An 18,105-nucleotide genomic window follows, 5' to 3' on the forward strand; every position below is an offset into this window, starting at 1 on the left:
TAACATGAAAAATTCAATCTTAAAAAGCAATACTGTGAACAACAAGATATTGATTATCCTATTTTTATTTACAAGTATTGCAGCAAAAGCGCAAATGGGTTCAAACAAAGAAATTACACTGATCAAAGAAGCAGATTTTGAAAAAATAGTGGATGGCAAAAAAGTACGTCTGTATACCCTTAAAAATAAAATGGGAACCGTTTGTCAAATCACAAATTATGGTGGGAAAGTGGTGTCATTATGGATACCGGACAAGAATGGCGATTATGAAGATGTTGTTCTGGGGCATTCGAACATTGATGATTTTTTGACCACCAAAGAAAGGTATTTCGGCGCATTGATAGGAAGGTATGGGAACCGGATTGGGCAAGGTAAATTTACTTTGGATGGAAAAGAGTATACCTTGGTAACCAACAATGGCAACAATCATTTGCATGGTGGAAACAAAGGGTACGATGCCGTGGTATGGGATGTGGAGCAAATAAACCCACAAGCACTTGAACTCAGTTATTTATCCAAACACATGGAAGAAGGTTATCCAGGAAACCTGACCATAAAGGTAAAATACCAACTAACAGATCACAATGAGTTGAAAATAGAATATTGGGCTTCTACTGATCAATCCACTATTGTAAATCTTACCCATCATTCCTTTTTTAACTTAAAAGGGGCCGGAAATGGAACCATCAATGACCATTTATTACAAATCAACGCGTCTCGTTATACCCCAGTGGATGAAGGATTGATTCCGACAGGTGAACTACTTGAAGTAGAAAACACGCCCATGGACTTTCAAGAGTCGACTCCAATTGGCAAACGGGTAAACGAATCTTACGAACAACTCAGATTTGGATTGGGCTACGACCATAATTTTGTATTGAATCAAAATAAAAATGGGTTGAATTTTGCGGCCAAAGTAGTTGAACCCACCTCTGGCAGGGTTATGGAAGTATTTACCAACGAACCTGGTTTACAATTTTATGGCGGTAATTTTTTGGATGGTTCCGTAACAGGGAAATATGAAAAATCATATGGCTACCGAACTGCTTTTTGTCTGGAAACGCAACATTTCCCCGATAGTCCTAACAAACCACAATTTCCCTCTGTAAGATTAGATCCCGACCAAGAATACTACTCTATTTGCATTTATAAGTTTTCAACTGTTGAGTAGTTTGAATTTAATCCAAGCAGGAAATCAATTCTAAAAAAGTTCTGAAGTTTAATTTTTGTAATTTCAGTTATGAGTTCAAATGGCTCATTCAGATCAATGAAACTACCATTTACCATATTCTTTTCTGCAATTGTAATAGTGGGGCACCCACAGAATAAAGAAACACAGGCTCTTGGTGACAACTTAACCTTTACAAATTTGTTTGATGCTACATTGAAACCTGGCGTTTCTTGCTATAGGATACCTGCTATGGTAACTGCTCCAAATGGAGATTTGGTGGTAGCAATTGACGAAAGGGTCCCCTCTTGTGGTGACTTAAAATGGAACAATGACATCAATATTGTGCTTCGGCGTAGCACGGACAACGGGAAATCGTGGTCCAACATTGAGACCATCGTAGACTATCCCATAGGCAAATCTGCTTCTGACCCTTCCATGATTATAGACGAAATTACGGGAACAATATTCATGTTCTTTAATTACATGGATCTAGACAAAGAAAAGGACATCTATTACTTGATGCTTACAAAGAGTTTGGACAACGGAAAAACCTGGAGTTCACCAATTGATATTACTTCCCAAATAACAAAGTCCAATTGGCACAAAGATTTCAAGTTCATAACCTCAGGTAGGGGAATTCAAACCACTTCCGGAAAGCTATTGCATACCCTTGTAAATTTGGATAAGGGCCTTCATCTTTTTGGCAGCGACGACCAAGGTAAAAATTGGTATTTAATTGACAACCCGATTTTGCCCGGAGATGAATCTAAAATTGTTCAATTGGAGGATGGAACTTGGATGATAAACAGTCGTGTAAATGGTAAAGGGTTACGATTTGTACATACCTCAACAGATCAAGGTACAACATGGTTTTCAAAACCTGATTCAACCCTAATAGATCCTGGTTGCAATGCCAGTATTATTAGATATACCAGTGTTAAGGATGGCTCCAACAAAAATAGGCTCCTGTTTTCAAACGCAAAAATGGAATCCGAACGAACGAACCTGACCTTAAGAATCAGTTATGATGAAGGAAAAACTTGGTCAAAAGGCAAAACCATTTATAAAGAAGGTTCCGCATATTCATCTTTGACCATTCTTTCCAATGGAGATATTGGTTTGTTCTTTGAAAAAGATAATTATACCGAAAATGTTTTTACACGAGTTTCACTGGAATGGCTTACCGATGGAAACGATCAATATATGATGACCAAAAAAAGTGAATAGCCGTGATTGCGGTATTAAGCAATATTACAAGGGAACACTTTTATTTAACCAAAATAATTTGAATCGGTTAGCAGCAAACTTGGGCCATTAATTTACCTTTTCAACATTCACATAAAAAGCATTCGTCTGTTCCCCATTACTCATATCAAAATAAGCTAAAAGTTCTGTAGTTCCCTGCTGTACTTCCATCTCCAGTATTGCTGCTTCTTTTGTATTGTCCACTTTTATCGATTTTTTTTGATTTGCAACCTCTAAATGGGCATTTACAAATTCCATGGTCCTTCCATTTACCCTTGCATTTTTAAAAGAAGTTGGTGGTATGGAGTCACTTACGCTCTCCCCGAGTGAAAGTTTGCTCTCAACCGGCCATCTTCTCAGATAAAACCGATAGGTGCCTGCACTTACAAAATTTACGGAAAAAGGTGCTGGCTTCATCGGTTTTCCCATTCTTACCATAGTCTGGTTCCAAGGCGGATACTCATCTTTAGTTTGCGCATCATGGCAAGTTAAAACATCTATGACCTTAGAAGTCCCCAAATTGATTGTGGAATATTTTGTTTCCTCGGCTACCTCGTTCCACCAATCTTGATAAAAAGTATTCATTTCCTTGACCTTTTCTTGGTATTGATCGGCAATGTTCTTTTGTTGGCCAGGATCTTTCGAAATATTGTAAAGTTCAGTTCCGTTGACCAAACGCCAATTTCCATTCATTACACAGCTCTGTTTTCCTTTTATAGGCCATGGCACCCTCTGGGTATCTGTAACCAAGTACCTGTCCATAATATCCTCTTTACCCAAGAGATAACTACTGATATCTTTACCATCCATGTTTTTTTCTGGTGTAAAGTTCAATCCCATAAGGGTCATAAGGGTTGGAAATACATCAACATGGGCCGTAAGACCATCCAAGTTTTTGCCTCCTGTAAGATTTCCGTTGGGCCAGCGCGCAATAAACGGGACGCGATGCCCTCCATCATATTCACTTCCTTTCATTCCTCGCATGCCCGCATTATATCCCCCTGAACCTGAAGCGGTGCCGTTATCCGTTGTGAAGATTATTAAGGTATTGTCCGAAATTCCCAGCTTCTCCATATGTCTTAATAATTTTGAAAAATTATCATCAATATTGGTAATCATCCCATAAAATCTCTTCTGCCTTTCTGAAAGTTGTTCTTCTTCCTTGTACAAGTCATAATACTCTTGTGGCACATTATAGGGGCCATGAGGCGCATTTAGGCTTAGATAACACAAAAAAGGACTTTCTTTGCTGCTTTCCATAAATTTCATGGCCTCCTCGAACCAAACGTCCGTGCAGTACCCATTCTTCTTTTCCGGAATCCCATTTCTAAAATAGGTGTCGTCAAAATAATCGTTGTTCCAGTAATCAGGAGTTTGGCCAACACCTCCACCTCCATGGTAAAAGGCTTCTTGAAAACCCCTGTCTTGAGGCAGGAAAGGATGGTTATCGCCAAGATGCCATTTCCCGAACATTCCGGTTGCATATCCATTTGCTTTAAAGACATCGGCAAATGTAGTTTCATCTTCATTAAGAATTGAGGCTCCCATAATGGTATGCCAGACACCATTTCTGTTGCAGTTTCGGCCAGTCATAAGGCCGGCTCTAGTTGGGGAACATGTGGTACCCACATGATAATTTGTTAGGTTAACAGCCTCTTCAGAAAATTCATCAATATGTGGCGTCTTAATGATCGGGTTACCTGTGTGGCCTAAATCTCCATATCCTTGATCATCTGTAATTACGATAATGACGTTGGGTTTGTTTGCATCGATTGTTTTTGGCGCTTTCTTGTCTCCACAAGAAGATAACAAGACCAATACCACCCATAAAACCAAAAAATGATGTATGGTAACGCACTCTATTTTTATTTTTTTCATGATGCCTCTTTGGATTGAACTACTGTTTACCAACTGCTTCGATTCCGTAAATGCCTTCATAGTTTGCCCAATTTGTTTAGGTTTAAATTCATTATGTGCTTCACAAGCTTCCAACGGTTCGTCTTTCCAAGCTTATAACAGAATCCAGCTTTTTCATTTTTTCCTTGAGCAAGGCCACTTTTTCAGGATGTTCTTCAAATAAATTGTATTCCTCAGATATATCACTCTCTAGATCAAACAGAAAAGTACCTTCTTCAAGTTGTAGGAGTTTATATTTTCCATCTCTGATACCTTCAAGTTTTCCATTGGAAGCATAGTACAAAAATGGTGAACTGTCCAAATTCTGACCTGTTCCTAAAAGAGTGTTGGAAACGTCACGCCCGTCTATTTTCTTTTTGGGAAGTTGGGCATCACACAAGTTCGCAATGGTAGGCAATAGATCCATATTGGTAATGACCTGTCGTTGTACAGTACCTGCGGGGACCTTTCCTGGCCACCTGACAATGCACGGTACTCGTTGCCCTCCTTCCCATGTGGTCCCTTTGGCACCTCTTAGGGGGCCGGCAGACCCCCCTTCTGTCTTAAATACTTTCCATGGACCGTTGTCCGAAGTAAAAACCACCAACGTATTCTTATCAATTCCTGCTGTTTTCAACGTTTCTAATATCTGCCCAACACTCCAATCAATTTCTTCAATGGTATCACCATATGGTCCACGTACACTTGTATTTTGAAATTTGGGAGAGGCATATATGGGAATGTGTGGCATTGGGTGCACCAAATACAAGAAGAAAGGTTCATCACTATTCTTTTTTATAAAGGTCACTGCTTTCTCTGTTAGCCTTTTGGTCAGTGTGGTCTGGTCTGGGTCCAGTTCCAAAGTATCAGATTGTGATAGCAAGGGCAATTGCCAATTGTAATCATTTCTCCCCATGTATTCCTGCTCTTTTTTGCTCATATCGTTACTGAAAGGGATACCAAAAAATTCATCAAACCCTTGGTTGTGTGGAAGAAATTTCTCTTGATGGCCCAAATGCCACTTGCCTATACAGGCTGTGGAATATTTTTTTTCTTTAAGGACTTCTGCAATAGTTTGTTCTTCCGGATTAAGACCAGTTACGGATTGAGGAAAGAGCACTCCCTTTTCCAATCCTACCCGTTTTGGGTAAGCTCCTGTCAATAATGCTGCTCTTGAAGGGCTACACACAGGTGCTGCAACATAAAACTGTGAAAGTTTCATCCCTTCGGCAGCCATTTTATCCAAATGGGGCGTATAGATTGTAGGGTTGCCAAAACTACTTAAATCCCCATAGCCCATATCATCCACATAGATAATTATGACATTCGGGTTTTGGTCGTTTTCTTTTTCAACCGAAGCTTTGCCATTGCATCCAAAGCACAACATCAAAGTAAAAAACAACAATAGGTTGTATATAGTTTGTTTAGCTTTCATAATATGAACTCGTAATTATCTGTTTATCTGCTTTAATCAAAAAAAGCATTTGTCAAAAGTTAAATGTAATGAAAGGAGTTAGTTCTTACCTGTTGATAGGTTGCTTAATCCTGTACTTTTTTTGCCATTTACAATCATTTATTGCTATATATGGTAGAAAAGAATGAATAATCAAAAAATACCTATTACTTTTTGGTCATTTTTCATCTAAAGAGCAACCAAATAATTCCATTTTGTAAACCACTGGAAGCAATGAAAAGGGCAAAACAATGGTAACCAAATAAATTCGTCAAATGAAAAATAGAAAAATATCAGTTTTGGGGATTCTTCTATTACTGACCGTATCATGTAAAGAAAAGAAAGAAAGACAAAAGGAAGTAAACAATCCCTCTCAGCAATTGGTTTTAAGCAATCTTGTGCAGCCTACTCCTTTACATTCGGTACTTAAAGATCCCAATTATTATATATGGGGAGCTTCAATGGTGGAAGGAGATGACCAAAAATACCACCTTTATTATTCAAGATGGCCCAAATCTGAAGGATTTCCAGGATGGTTGGACCATTCGGTGATTGCCTATGCAACAGCTGATTCCCCGGGAGGTCCATATAAACATGAGAAGGTAATATTAGAAGGTTTTGGCAAAGGGCATTGGAACGAGCAGTCCGCCCATAATCCACATATCAAAAAGTTTGGCGACAAATACTACCTATACTTTATTTCACACGTTAATGACGATTTTGGAAGGGAGAATGACACAGAAAACCACCGTTGGGGGCAAAGGATTGGTGTTGCGGTTGCGGAAAACCCAACAGGTCCTTGGAAAGTTTCCCAATCACCCTTGATAGACTACCAAGAAGGAAAAGGAGCTGAAGGGTATATGGTAAACCCAAGTGTTTGCCAAAAACCTGATGGTTCCTATCTTATGATTTTCAAAACACGATCAAACACTCCTGAACTTAAAAACCGAATGATTCATTGTACTGCCACATCATTGAATCCGGATGGGCCTTTCGTTATTGCGGAGAACCCTATTTTAACCGACAAAGAGGCCGAAGACCCCTTTTTATGGTTTCAAGACGGGAGATATTATGCCATATTGGATGATCAACGGGGTCTTTATACAGGAGACCATGGATTAGCTCTTTTTACATCCAACAATGGTAAAGATTGGAATGCAGCAGAGAATCCGAACGTTATGACTCCAAAAATCAAATGGGAAGATGGCACAACTAGTGAACTACGATATTTGGAAAGACCTCAATTATGGCTTGATAAACAGGGTAAACCAGCTATGCTCTTCTGTGCAGCACAATTAAAAGATGGTGAGGGGAATAACCTCCCATTTAATGTGCATATTCCAATTAAAACCAAATAAGTTTTACTGTTCGGATCTGTAGCTAGTGAAAAGCAGAAAGTTATAAATAAAAAAGCTCTCAAAATTTTGAGAGCTTTTTGTGCGGGTGAAGGGAGTCGAACCCCCACGCCTCGCGGCACTAGATCCTAAGTCTAGCGTGTCTACCAATTCCACCACACCCGCAAAAAGGTGTGCAAATATAAATCAATTTTCCGATTCATAAATACCCTCCATTTAAAAACTTGTTTTTTGTACTTTTAGTCTCCTTTTTTAACTAATTACATGGAACAAATAAAAGACTACATTGCTACCCACAAAGACCGATTCATTTCCGAATTGGTTGAACTTCTAAAAATACCATCCATCAGCGCTGACACCGCTTTTTCCCAAGATGTTTTGGAAACTGCCAAAGCAGTTGAAAAATCACTTGTTGAAGCAGGTTGTGAAAACACCGAGATTTGCGATACCAAGGGATATCCTGTGGTTTATGGGGAAAAAATAATCGACTCAAGCCTTCCCACGGTTTTGGTCTATGGCCATTACGATGTACAACCCCCCGACCCTATAGAGCTTTGGGAGTCGCCTCCATTTGAACCCGTCATCAAAAAAACTGAATTACATCCTGATGGCGCCATTTTTGCCCGAGGGGCCTGTGATGACAAAGGACAGATGTTCATGCATGTAAAAGCAGTGGAGTTCATGATAAAAAACAACACGCTACCATGTAATGTAAAATTTATGATTGAAGGTGAAGAAGAAGTAGGCAGTGATAGTTTAGCCGATTTTCTTGAAGATCACAAAGAAAAACTGTCCAACGACATTATTTTAATTTCCGATACAGGTATGATGGCCAACGATGTACCATCCATAACCACTGGGCTAAGGGGATTAAGTTACGTAGAAGTAGAAGTGACCGGACCAAACCGTGACCTTCATTCTGGAATCTATGGAGGTGCAGTACCCAATCCCATAAATGTCCTAAATAAAATGATTGCATCCCTACATGATGAGAACAACCATATCACCATTCCAGGGTTTTATGATAAAGTTGAAGAAGTATCAGCTGAGGAACGAGCCGAAATGGCCAAAGCTCCCTTTAGCCTAGATGCTTATAAAAAGGCATTGGACATTGCAGATGTACAAGGCGAAGAAGGGTATTCTACTTCAGAAAGATATTCCATTCGCCCTACTTTGGATGTCAATGGCATTTGGGGAGGATATACCGGCGAGGGAGCAAAAACGGTCATTGCCAGCAAGGCCTATGCAAAAATATCCATGCGTTTGGTGCCTGATCAAGATCCGGAGGAAATCACTGAATTGTTTACAAAACATTTTGAATCCATAGCGCCAAAAAGTGTGAAGGTCAAAGTAACCCCACACCATGGAGGGCTTCCGTATGTGACCAAAACAGATAGTATTGGCTATAAGGCCGCTGCCAAAGCTTATGAAACCACTTTTGGAAAGACCCCGATACCAGAGCGTACCGGAGGAAGTATCCCGATTGTTGCACTTTTTGAACAGGTTTTGCAGAGTAAAACCATTTTAATGGGCTTTGGGTTAGACAGCGATGCCATCCACTCCCCCAACGAGCATTTTGGGGTTTGGAACTACTTAAAAGGCATTGAGACCATTCCATATTTTTATAAATACTTTACTGAATTATTAAAATAAGAGTGTTGCCCCACCAATCCAAATATTAAAATTGGTGGGGCCGCGCTATCCGCTGCTAGTTTTGGCTCAAAGCTCACGCTCGCCAAAAGCTAACCGCTAGTATCGCTAACACATGAGCAACCAATACAATAACCACCTTGTTTATCTGCTTCTAGCAACGCTTTTTATCAGCACATCTGGTGCTTTGGGAAAGTTTATAGACTTGCCCGTTCCGGTGACAAATTGGTGGCGTTCATTGTTGGCCTTACTTGTATTATATGCTTTTTGCAGGTATAAAAAGATTCCCTATCAATTAAAATCGAAAAAGAACATCATTCCTTTTGTGCTAAGTGCCTTGTTCATGGCCGGACATTGGATAACCTATTTCTATGCTTTAAAATTCTCCAATGTAGCCATGGGAATGCTTTCGTTGTTCACCTATCCTATCATAACCGCATTCCTAGAGCCTTTGTTTATTAAAACAAAGTTTGACCCCATGTACATTGTACTGGGAGCTTTGGCTCTTTTGGGCATTTATATTCTCGCTCCTGAATTTGATATGGAAAGCACTATGTTCCAGGGTATCTTTTTCGGGTTGGTATCTGCATTGTTCTATGCCTTAAGAAACATTATTTCAAAAAAGTTGATTTCCGAGCATCACTACAATGCAACCACCATTATGCTTTATCAAATTGGTATTGTGACCATTATACTGACTCCTACTTTATTGTTTATGGACACTTCAAACATTACAACACAGTATCCCTATATTATTCTTTTGGCCATTATTACCACAGCTGTGGGCCATACCCTGTTGGTAAACAGCTTAAAACATTTTACCGTGAGCACGGCTAGTATCATTAGTAGTGTACAACCTGTTTTGGGCATTGTTATCGCCTTTATTTTCTTAAGGGAAATTCCAAGTTGGAACACGTTTTGGGGCGGAATGATTATTCTATCAACGGTAATTATTGAAAGTATTCGAAATCAAAATAAAACCAAAACTAATCAAGATTAGAAGTACCGATAACCCTACTCTCCAATATTCAGACAAACCTGAAACCTCCAATTTAAGAGCAGTCGCCCCTATAACAGCTGTTTAACTGGACATTTCCCCAACGAAACAGTTGAGATTCCACACTCAACATTTGGTCATATCAGTATAACGTATAGATCATGATTAGGTTTAAATATTCTCTACACTTGTAGAATTTAAATTTTTACTCTATGTTTGTAGAGTTAATTCTAATCTTATAGAGCATGTCTTTATCAAAATCCGAAGAAGAACTTATGAATATCATCTGGAAGCAGCGGAAGGCTTTCATGAAAGATCTCCTTGATGCATATCCAGAACCCAAGCCTGCCACCACAACGGTAGCGACCCTTTTGAAAAGGATGATAGATAAAGGCTACGTGGCCTATAAAAGTTTCGGTAGATCTAGGGAATATTACCCCTTGGTTAAAAAACAAGATTATTTCTCCAAACATGTAAAAGGTTTGATCAAAAATTTCTTTGAAGACAGCCCAAGTCAATTTGCCTCTTTTTTTACCAAGGAAACCAATCTGAGCAAAGAGGAACTTGAGTCTTTACGGACACTTATTGATGATCAAATAAAAAGAAAGTAACCATGGTAGAGTATACTTTAAAATCCGCTGCCTGCCTAGCCATCCTACTCCTTTTTTACAGGATTCTTTTAGAAAAAGAGAGCATGCATACGTTCAAACGATTCTATTTGATCGGTTCTCTTATCGCATCACTAATAATTCCATTATTGGTTTTTGTAGAATACGTAACCGTACCTCTCCAGCAGGAAGTAAATGCCATAAATACATTTAGAGCCGGAGAAATTGTAGAAGTTCAGAATGTGTCCGTTTCGCCCTTGGATCTCAGCTTTTTTGTATGGTCAATCTATTATATTGGAGCGGCTTTCTTTGGATTTATGTTCTTTAAAAACCTTGCCCAAATTGTAAAACGCATTCGTACCAATCCAAAGGAAAGACATAGACATCACACTAAAGTGTTATTGCAGGAAAAAATGCCTCCCCATACCTTTTTTAAGTTTATTTTCCTGAACAAGCTCAAATTTGAAAACAATGAAATACCCAATGAAGTGTTGGTTCATGAAGAGGCACATGTAACTCAAAAACACAGTTGGGATGTAATTTTTATCGAGTTGCTGCAGGTCGTGTTTTGGTTTAATCCGCTAGTACCTCTCTTCAAAAAAGCGATTAAATTAAACCATGAGTTTTTGGCAGATCAAGAAGTATTGGCCAATGATATCGACGCCGTTACCTATCAAAATACCTTATTGTCATTTTCGAGTGTACAAAGAAAATTTCAGCCGACATTGCCCAACGCCATCAATTATTCATCAATCAAAAAACGTTTAACCATCATGAAAACAAAAACGTCAAAAAAATCAATGTTAATCCGGTGCTTGTTATTGCTTCCGCTTTGTTCCTTGTTGCTCTATGGGTTTAGTGATAAAAAAACAATATCCAGGGCATCAAACCCCATTACAGCTATTTCCAAAAATCATCCCATTAAAATCAAGATTAATGCTAAACAAGAGATTTTTGTTAACGGAAAAATTGTCCAACTTGAAAATCTTTCTCCCGAACTCAACAGTATATTAAAATCCAATCATTCAAATAACCTCTCTTCAAAAGTTCATTTGGAGGCCGAAGGTCATCTTAATATTGAGCTTCTAACGGCAATCAAAAAACAGCTTATAAAATCTGAAGTTGAATTAACCATTATTACCGCAGATAGTATAATAATCAACAAGAACGATTTAGATGCAACCTTCAAGGGAACTCAATTCGTAGCAAACGACACATTACATATCAAATCAAATGATGGCAATGACATCATGGGAATCAGTACTCCAAAACTTCAAAAGAGTGCTACCAGAGAACAAATGGCAGAATACAACCAACTGGCTAAGCGCTATAACGAAATGCCAAAAAACAACATGCGAGTACATCTAAAAGATGTGAACCTCCTTACCTATATTTATAATCTAATGTCGGAGAAGCAACGAAAAGATGCGGAGCCTTTTCCTAACTTTCCTGAGCAACCCCAACAAAGTGCCTCCAGAGAGCAAATGGCAGAATATAACAAGTTGGCCAAACACTATAACGATATGCCCAAAAACAACATGAGGGTATACCTAAAAGACGCGAACCGCCTTACCTATATTTATAATCTAATGTCGGAGAAGCAACGAAAAGATGCGGAACCTTTTCCTAATTTCCCTGAACCACCAACGCCTCCAAAAGTTTTACGTAACCAAGAAGTTAAAGAAGTTCCCCCACCGCCTGTTCCTCCTTCAAGTGATGAGATTATTGAAGTTCCAGCCCCTCCAACCCCTCAGGAGCATGTTATAAAAATGGCAAAAAAGGGAGCTGTATTTTATTATGAGGGAAAGCAAATCAGCTCTGAAAAGGCCATAAATATGATCAAGGCCAACAAGAGTTTAAATATTGATTCACGAGCGGATACCAAAAATGGCAAACCTGTGGTAAAAATCTCCAAAGACCCCATTATTATTAATCGGTAATATTTCTAGACCAAATAAAAAAGCCCTGAAATCAGGGCTTTTTTTATAATTATTACTTAAGGTAAATAAGAATGTCCTTTTCTTGTTTTCCAAAGAAAATACTTCTCAAAAAGCACCTTGGAAAAATCGTAAAACACATTGGGAATCATGATCGCAAAGTTTCTGGGCTTAAATAAATGGTCGCTGATGATAATGACTTCTTTTTTACCGGCATCCATAACACAGATTCCAGGAATTTTCCCCCAAGCTTTCTTTTTTAGCTTGGTCTTTCCATTGGTAATTCTAACAATGTTCTCGGCCACTATTTTTCCGGTCTCATCTGAAGGATATCCGGTTTTAGGGCCTGAAAAAGGAACTTTCCCCGGTTTAAAAGGTAATTTCACATCAACAGCTATTCCAGCAGCCCAAACATTTGGGAAATTGGGGTGTCTGTAATCCTCGCCTACGGGCAAATACCCTGAAGCGTTGGCATTGAGTTCAGGAGAATTGGTCACAAAATCAACACCCAAGAAAGGGGGCATCAACATGGTGAACTTACTCGGCAACACCTCTTCAGATGTCAACGTTACTGAATCCTTGGTCACTTCTTTTACCCCAACTTCAGTACGATAATGAATGTTGAACATTTTCATAAAGGATTTGAGCATGGTTTCACCACCTGTCATCCCATCAATACCAAAATGACCTAAAAAAGTTTCAGGCGTGATCCAATACAAATCCACTTTCTTTCTAATCTTTTGTTCTCTGAGCCATTTTTCAATGTTAAACAAAAACTCATAGGCGGCTCCCATACATCCGGCATTTTGGGTTGCACCAATAACTACGGGACCAGGGTTCTTCTTAAAATCCTCCAAGGCCTTTCTCGTTTTCATGGCTCCCTGTGGTGTACCAATATAATAGGCATGTTCAGCTACTCCAGGAGCAACATCATACTTCACTTTTGGTCCTGTTGCTATTACCAGATGGTCATACCTGTACTCACCTTTATTAGTCAATACCACTTGGGCGTTCGGGTCAACTTTTAAGGCTTCCGCCTGCACAAAATCCACTCCTTTCTTTTTAAGGATATCATCTTTCCGGAAGGAAATATCCTTGATTTCCCTACGTCCAAAAGGAACCCAAATCAGGGACGGAATAAATAGGAACAACGGGGATTTATCTATAACTATGACCTTATGTTCCTTTTTTCCTTTTCTCTTAATTTCCAAAGCGGCGGTCATTCCAGCAAAATTTCCACCTATAACTACTGTTGTTCTCATGGCTTCTGTTTTTGTATATTAAAAATAGATTGTTTTTAATCCCTACACAGTTACATAAGTTACATAGTATCAAAAATTTAACCTCCTTTTAAACCAATACTACAATACAGTTATGGATAAAAAACAGCTTCCCATTTACTTTCGATATGGTTTAAAAAGTGTTGTGAAATGGTTTTCTGGGTGATTTATGTAACAAATTGTTCAAAATTGCGTTCTAATAGTCAATCAAGAACCAAACGAACACTATCATGTTACAACGCTTTTTCATCTTCTGTTCAGGAGCGGACACCCAAATTTTAGACACTTGTTCCAACGGCGAACGCAACAAATATGCTGGCATTGGTGCTACCGTATTTTTTACCGCTGTAATGGCATTTATTGCCAGCGGGTATGCACTTTACACCGTTTTTGACAATATTTACACCTCCATTTTCTTTGGTTTGATTTGGGGCTTGTTGATTTTTAATCTGGATCGTTATATTGTTTCCACTATTAAAAAACGAGACAATTTTAAAAGTGAATTGCTCCAGGCCACTCCACGAATTATTTTGGCCATGATTATTGCCGTAGTGATTTCCAAGCCACTTGAAATGAAGATTTTTGAAAAGGAAATCAATCAGGTATTGTTGGAAGAAAAAAATGCCATGACCTTGGCCAACAAAGAGCAGCTTGCACTACAGTACACACCTAAAATTCAAAGCCTGAGTCAAGACATAGCCAATTTAAAAATTGAGATTACCCAAAAAGAAGCGGAGACCAATGCCCTTTATGACACCTATATTTCGGAAGCGGAAGGAACAGCGGGCACAGGTTTGTTAGGTAAAGGTCCTGTTTATAAAGAAAAACGCGAAAAACATGATGCCTATCTAGCCGAATTACAGCAATTGAAAGAAACCAATACTGCTAAAATTTCGGCTATTGAAGGGCAAATTGCTGCGCTAAACACAGAATACGAAAAAGTAGTGACGGGTTCACAACCGATTATTGACGGTTTTGATGGGCTTATGGCACGAATCAATGCTTTGGGCAAACTTCCATGGTTCCCATCATTTTTCATCTTCCTCTTGTTCTTAGCCATTGAAACCGCTCCGATTATTGCCAAACTTTTGGCCCCAAAAGGAGAGTACGACTATAAATTTGAAGAACAGGAAAGCGTTGTAGCCACCTGGGTAAATCAGAAAGTGGCGCAACGCAAATTGCTCTTTTCAACAGATGGTGACCTCAACCAAAAAATTTATGAGGATATTAAAAACGAGGAGGAGCTATACCGTTACAAAAAGGAAAAAGCGGAGGAGTTGCTTAAACTACAAGCAAATGCTTTTCACAATACCCAGATAAAAGGGCTTTAAATATTAATCTTGGAATATGCTTTTAGGGCCACGGCAAGACTTTCTCTCCAATGTGGAATTTGAATGCCGAAAGTATTTTTGATCTTTGATTTGTCCAAAACGCTAAATTTAGGTCGCTCTGCAGGTGTAGGGTACTCCTCAGAACGAATAGGTTTTAGATTAATATCTATTTTATTTTGTTCAAATATTTCTTTGGCGAGATCGTACCAACTACCAACTCCTTCATTACTGTAGTTATAAACTCCGTAATCAATGCTGTGCGCCTTAATGATATGCAATATCACATTGGCCAGATCCAAGGCATAAGTCGGGGTTCCTACCTGATCATACACCACGGAAAGTTCTTCCCTCTCAGCTCCTAGCTTGAGCATGGTCTTCATAAAGTTGTGGCCATACTCAGAATACAACCAAGAAGTCCTAATAATGAAATGCTCTTCCAGATTATTGATAATTGCTCGTTCACCTTTGTATTTGGTGTCACCATAAAACCCGATAGGTCTGGCAATATCCTCTTCCAAATATGGTGTATTCAAGAAGCCGTCAAAAACAAAATCCGTTGAAATATGAATCAATACGGTACTGCTCTCATTGCAGTTCATGGCCAAGTTTCGAGCTCCGCTTACGTTTACCCTGTAGGCCAGATCGTTCTCTGCTTCAGCTTTGTCTACATTGGTGAAGGCCGCACAGTTTATACAATAGGCATAATCCGAAGAAACGAGTTCTTCATGGACCGCATCAAAGTCAGTAATATCCAATTCTGCAGAAGATTTGAACACAAATTCCAAATCTTTTGCCTGCCCTTGGACGGCAATGGATTTAAATGTTTTTCCCAATTGCCCCGATGCACCAGTCACCAATATCTTCATATCATTCTTGTTATTTTAAATATTTTGTGAACAATCACTGTCCAAATTCAATTTGCTTAAATCCATTTAGCCGCAAACAAAACCCTTCAATGCCTTGGGTAAATCAAGTCAAAAAAGCAGTGCGATTTCAAAGAAACATTCTCTTTTATCTGCAAAAATTTTGGAAATATTCTTCCCATTCTAGCTCTGCAATCCCCTTGACCTAAGTCAAAACCTCTAACAACCGTTTGCTATAGCCGCTCTTCAAAAAGGGTTCGGTGAGCTTTTTAAATTGATTTTTGGTAATGAATCCCATTTTAAAGGCCGAAGATTCAATAGCCCCTATTTTAAGGCCTTGTCGCTCTTCAATAACCTGAACAAACTGCGAAGCCTGCATCAACGATTGAAAAGTTCCAGTGTCCAACCAGGCAGTTCCCCTATCCATAATGCTCACTTTGAGCTTACCCCTTCGTAAATATTCCTGATTGATATCGGTTATCTCCAATTCTCCTCTTGCACTTGGTTGAATGTTCTTTGCAATCTCCACTACATCATTGTCATAAAAATAAATACCGGGAACCGCATAATTGGATTTTGGTTCTTGGGGTTTTTCCTCAATGGAAATCACTTTTCCATCTTCATTAAACTCAACAACACCATAACGCTCAGGGTCATTTACGTGATACGCATATATAATGCCCCCATCTGGGTCGTTGTTGGATTGCAGCAACTCTTCCAATCCAGTTCCATAAAAAATGTTGTCCCCTAGAATCAGCGCCACCTTGTCATTTCCTATAAACTTTTCACCTATGATAAAGGCTTCTGCCAAACCATTGGGTTCATCCTGAACAGCATATTCAAACCTACAACCGTATTTTCCTCCATCACCCAACAAAAGTTTAAACATGGGCAAATCGTGCGGGGTTGAAATAATGAGTATTTCCCAGATTCCGGATTCAATCAAAGTTGAAAGTGGGTAATAAATCATGGGTTTATCATAAATCGGCATCAGTTGCTTGCTTACCGCCAATGTAATGGGGTGCAACCTTGTTCCTGATCCTCCAGCTAATATTATTCCTTTCATCTGTCTAATTTTAAGCTAAACTCTTGGTCTTGTTGTTATGAATGAACTTGTTCAGATACCAATCAATGGTCTTGTCAATACCACTTTCAAAATTCTCATCGGCTTCCCATCCTAGTTCATTCTCAATTTTTGAAGCGTCAATGGCATATCTAAAATCGTGCCCTGCCCTATCCTTTACATAGGTGATCAGGGCTTTATAAGAACCCTCTGATCTTGGATGTTTTTGGTCCAAGATTTCACAAACCGTTTGGGCTATGTACAGATTATTTCTTTCGTTTCTTCCTCCAATGTTATAGGTCTCACCAGAAACTCCTTTGTCATAGGCTAGCGCAATGCCCTTACAATGATCTAAAACATACAACCAGTCCCTTACATTGGAACCATCTCCGTAAATGGGAATAGGTTCACCGGCAAGTGCTTTTCCAATTATGGTCGGAATCAATTTCTCATCGTGTTGTTTTGGCCCATAATTGTTGGAACAGTTGGTAGTTACCACATTCATATCGTAGGTATGATGATAGCTTCTCACGATAAAATCAGAAGATGCCTTTGATGCGCTATAAGGACTGTTGGGTGCATAAGGTGTGGTTTCTATGAACAACCCTTCTTTTCCCAAAGTACCATATACCTCATCAGTAGATACATGATGAAATCTTGAATTTTTGTAGGCTTCTTTATAAACTCCTGGACTGACCATCCAATACTTTTTAGCAACATCTATCAAATTAAATGTGCCTAAAATATTGGTCTGCATAAATGCATCCGGATTGGTTATGGAATTGTCTACATGTGATTCTGCGGCGAAATGCATAACACCTTGGATATCATATTTTTCAAAAATCTTCTCAATAAGTTTTCTATCACAGATATCTCCTTTAATAAAAGTGTATCTATCATGATTTTCCACTTCTCGTAAGTTGTTCAAATCACCTGCATAGGTAAGTGCATCAATATTGACCAGATGAACATCAGGATTTACCTCCAAAAAATAGGGAACAAAATTGGATCCAATGAATCCTGCTCCTCCCGTGACTAAAACATTTGTCATTCAGATTATATTTTTGTACTGCTATATTTGTAAATATAATCCTACTTTTTATTGTCGTTCAATTATTGTTGTGAATGGTTGGATTTTGTTGGTGGAACACTTTAATATTAGGTTTTAAGGCTAAATAAACTATTCATATGGCCTTTATATTTCCATTCTGACAGTTAATCCTGAAATACTTAAAATCTTTTTCCTACTTTAGTAA

At 38.8% G+C, this 18,105-nt stretch carries 14 protein-coding genes and 1 tRNA gene; 8 read left to right on the top strand and 7 right to left on the bottom strand.

Features of this window, described 5'->3' with window-relative positions:
- Window positions 1-4 precede the first annotated feature (4 nt).
- Window positions 5-1,171, top strand: coding sequence for an aldose epimerase family protein (locus tag ACOQO1_RS10950; protein ID WP_420602915.1), 1,167 nt, complete (start codon window positions 5-7; stop codon window positions 1,169-1,171).
- A gap of 96 nt (window positions 1,172-1,267) precedes the next feature.
- The gene (locus ACOQO1_RS10955) at window positions 1,268-2,398 is read left to right on the top strand and encodes a sialidase family protein (protein ID WP_420602916.1); all 1,131 of its coding nucleotides are present in this window, start codon (window positions 1,268-1,270) and stop codon (window positions 2,396-2,398) included.
- A gap of 87 nt (window positions 2,399-2,485) precedes the next feature.
- Here the strand turns inward: ACOQO1_RS10955 and ACOQO1_RS10960 are convergent, their stop codons facing one another.
- Both ACOQO1_RS10960 and ACOQO1_RS10965 read right to left on the bottom strand, forming a co-directional pair.
- On the bottom strand, window positions 2,486-4,294 hold the full coding sequence (locus ACOQO1_RS10960; protein ID WP_420602917.1) for an arylsulfatase: 1,809 nt from the start codon (window positions 4,292-4,294) through the stop codon (window positions 2,486-2,488).
- A 100-nt stretch (window positions 4,295-4,394) separates the two neighbouring features.
- Complete coding sequence (locus ACOQO1_RS10965; protein WP_420602918.1) at window positions 4,395-5,747, bottom strand: sulfatase; 1,353 nt, start codon at window positions 5,745-5,747, stop codon at window positions 4,395-4,397.
- 293 nt (window positions 5,748-6,040) lie between these two features.
- Here ACOQO1_RS10965 and ACOQO1_RS10970 point away from each other — a divergent pair, with 293 nt between their 5' ends.
- Window positions 6,041-7,123, top strand: a complete 1,083-nt coding sequence (locus tag ACOQO1_RS10970; RefSeq protein WP_420602919.1) for a glycoside hydrolase family protein — start codon at window positions 6,041-6,043, stop codon at window positions 7,121-7,123.
- Window positions 7,124-7,203: 80 nt separating this feature from the next.
- Here the strand turns inward: ACOQO1_RS10970 and ACOQO1_RS10975 are convergent.
- Window positions 7,204-7,285: transfer RNA gene (locus ACOQO1_RS10975), tRNA-Leu, on the bottom strand.
- A gap of 99 nt (window positions 7,286-7,384) precedes the next feature.
- Here ACOQO1_RS10975 and ACOQO1_RS10980 point away from each other — a divergent pair.
- From ACOQO1_RS10980 to ACOQO1_RS10995, 4 genes are all read left to right on the top strand, one after another.
- A complete protein-coding gene (locus tag ACOQO1_RS10980; protein ID WP_420602920.1) occupies window positions 7,385-8,773 on the top strand; it encodes a dipeptidase in 1,389 nt (462 codons plus the stop codon).
- Window positions 8,774-8,885: 112 nt separating this feature from the next.
- On the top strand, window positions 8,886-9,770 hold the full coding sequence (locus tag ACOQO1_RS10985; RefSeq protein WP_420602921.1) for a DMT family transporter: 885 nt from the start codon (window positions 8,886-8,888) through the stop codon (window positions 9,768-9,770).
- A gap of 242 nt (window positions 9,771-10,012) precedes the next feature.
- Window positions 10,013-10,378 (top strand): BlaI/MecI/CopY family transcriptional regulator, encoded by a 366-nt coding sequence (locus tag ACOQO1_RS10990; RefSeq protein WP_097046753.1) that lies wholly within the window; start codon window positions 10,013-10,015, stop codon window positions 10,376-10,378.
- A gap of 2 nt (window positions 10,379-10,380) precedes the next feature.
- Complete coding sequence (locus ACOQO1_RS10995; protein WP_420602922.1) at window positions 10,381-12,315, top strand: M56 family metallopeptidase; 1,935 nt, start codon at window positions 10,381-10,383, stop codon at window positions 12,313-12,315.
- 56 nt (window positions 12,316-12,371) lie between these two features.
- Here ACOQO1_RS10995 and ACOQO1_RS11000 read toward each other — a convergent pair whose 3' ends face one another.
- Window positions 12,372-13,574, bottom strand: coding sequence for an NAD(P)/FAD-dependent oxidoreductase (locus ACOQO1_RS11000; RefSeq protein WP_420602923.1), 1,203 nt, complete (start codon window positions 13,572-13,574; stop codon window positions 12,372-12,374).
- A 248-nt stretch (window positions 13,575-13,822) separates the two neighbouring features.
- Here ACOQO1_RS11000 and ACOQO1_RS11005 point away from each other — a divergent pair, with 248 nt between their 5' ends.
- A complete protein-coding gene (locus ACOQO1_RS11005) occupies window positions 13,823-14,923 on the top strand; it encodes a DUF4407 domain-containing protein (RefSeq protein ID WP_420602924.1) in 1,101 nt (366 codons plus the stop codon).
- Here the strand turns inward: ACOQO1_RS11005 and rfbD are convergent.
- From rfbD to rfbB, 3 genes are all read right to left on the bottom strand, one after another.
- Entirely contained in the window at window positions 14,920-15,789 is an 870-nt protein-coding gene (rfbD, locus tag ACOQO1_RS11010) for a dTDP-4-dehydrorhamnose reductase (RefSeq protein WP_420602925.1), read from the bottom strand. The two genes, ACOQO1_RS11005 and rfbD, sit on opposite strands and share 4 nt — an antisense overlap.
- 202 nt (window positions 15,790-15,991) lie before the next feature.
- On the bottom strand, window positions 15,992-16,852 hold the full coding sequence (gene rfbA, locus ACOQO1_RS11015; protein WP_420602926.1) for a glucose-1-phosphate thymidylyltransferase RfbA: 861 nt from the start codon (window positions 16,850-16,852) through the stop codon (window positions 15,992-15,994).
- A gap of 10 nt (window positions 16,853-16,862) precedes the next feature.
- The gene (gene rfbB / locus ACOQO1_RS11020; protein WP_420602927.1) at window positions 16,863-17,900 is read right to left on the bottom strand and encodes a dTDP-glucose 4,6-dehydratase; all 1,038 of its coding nucleotides are present in this window, start codon (window positions 17,898-17,900) and stop codon (window positions 16,863-16,865) included.
- Window positions 17,901-18,105 lie beyond the last annotated feature (205 nt).

Source organism: Flagellimonas sp. (assembly GCF_965222555.1).
In the GTDB taxonomy this organism is placed as follows: Bacteria; Bacteroidota; Bacteroidia; order Flavobacteriales; family Flavobacteriaceae; genus Flagellimonas.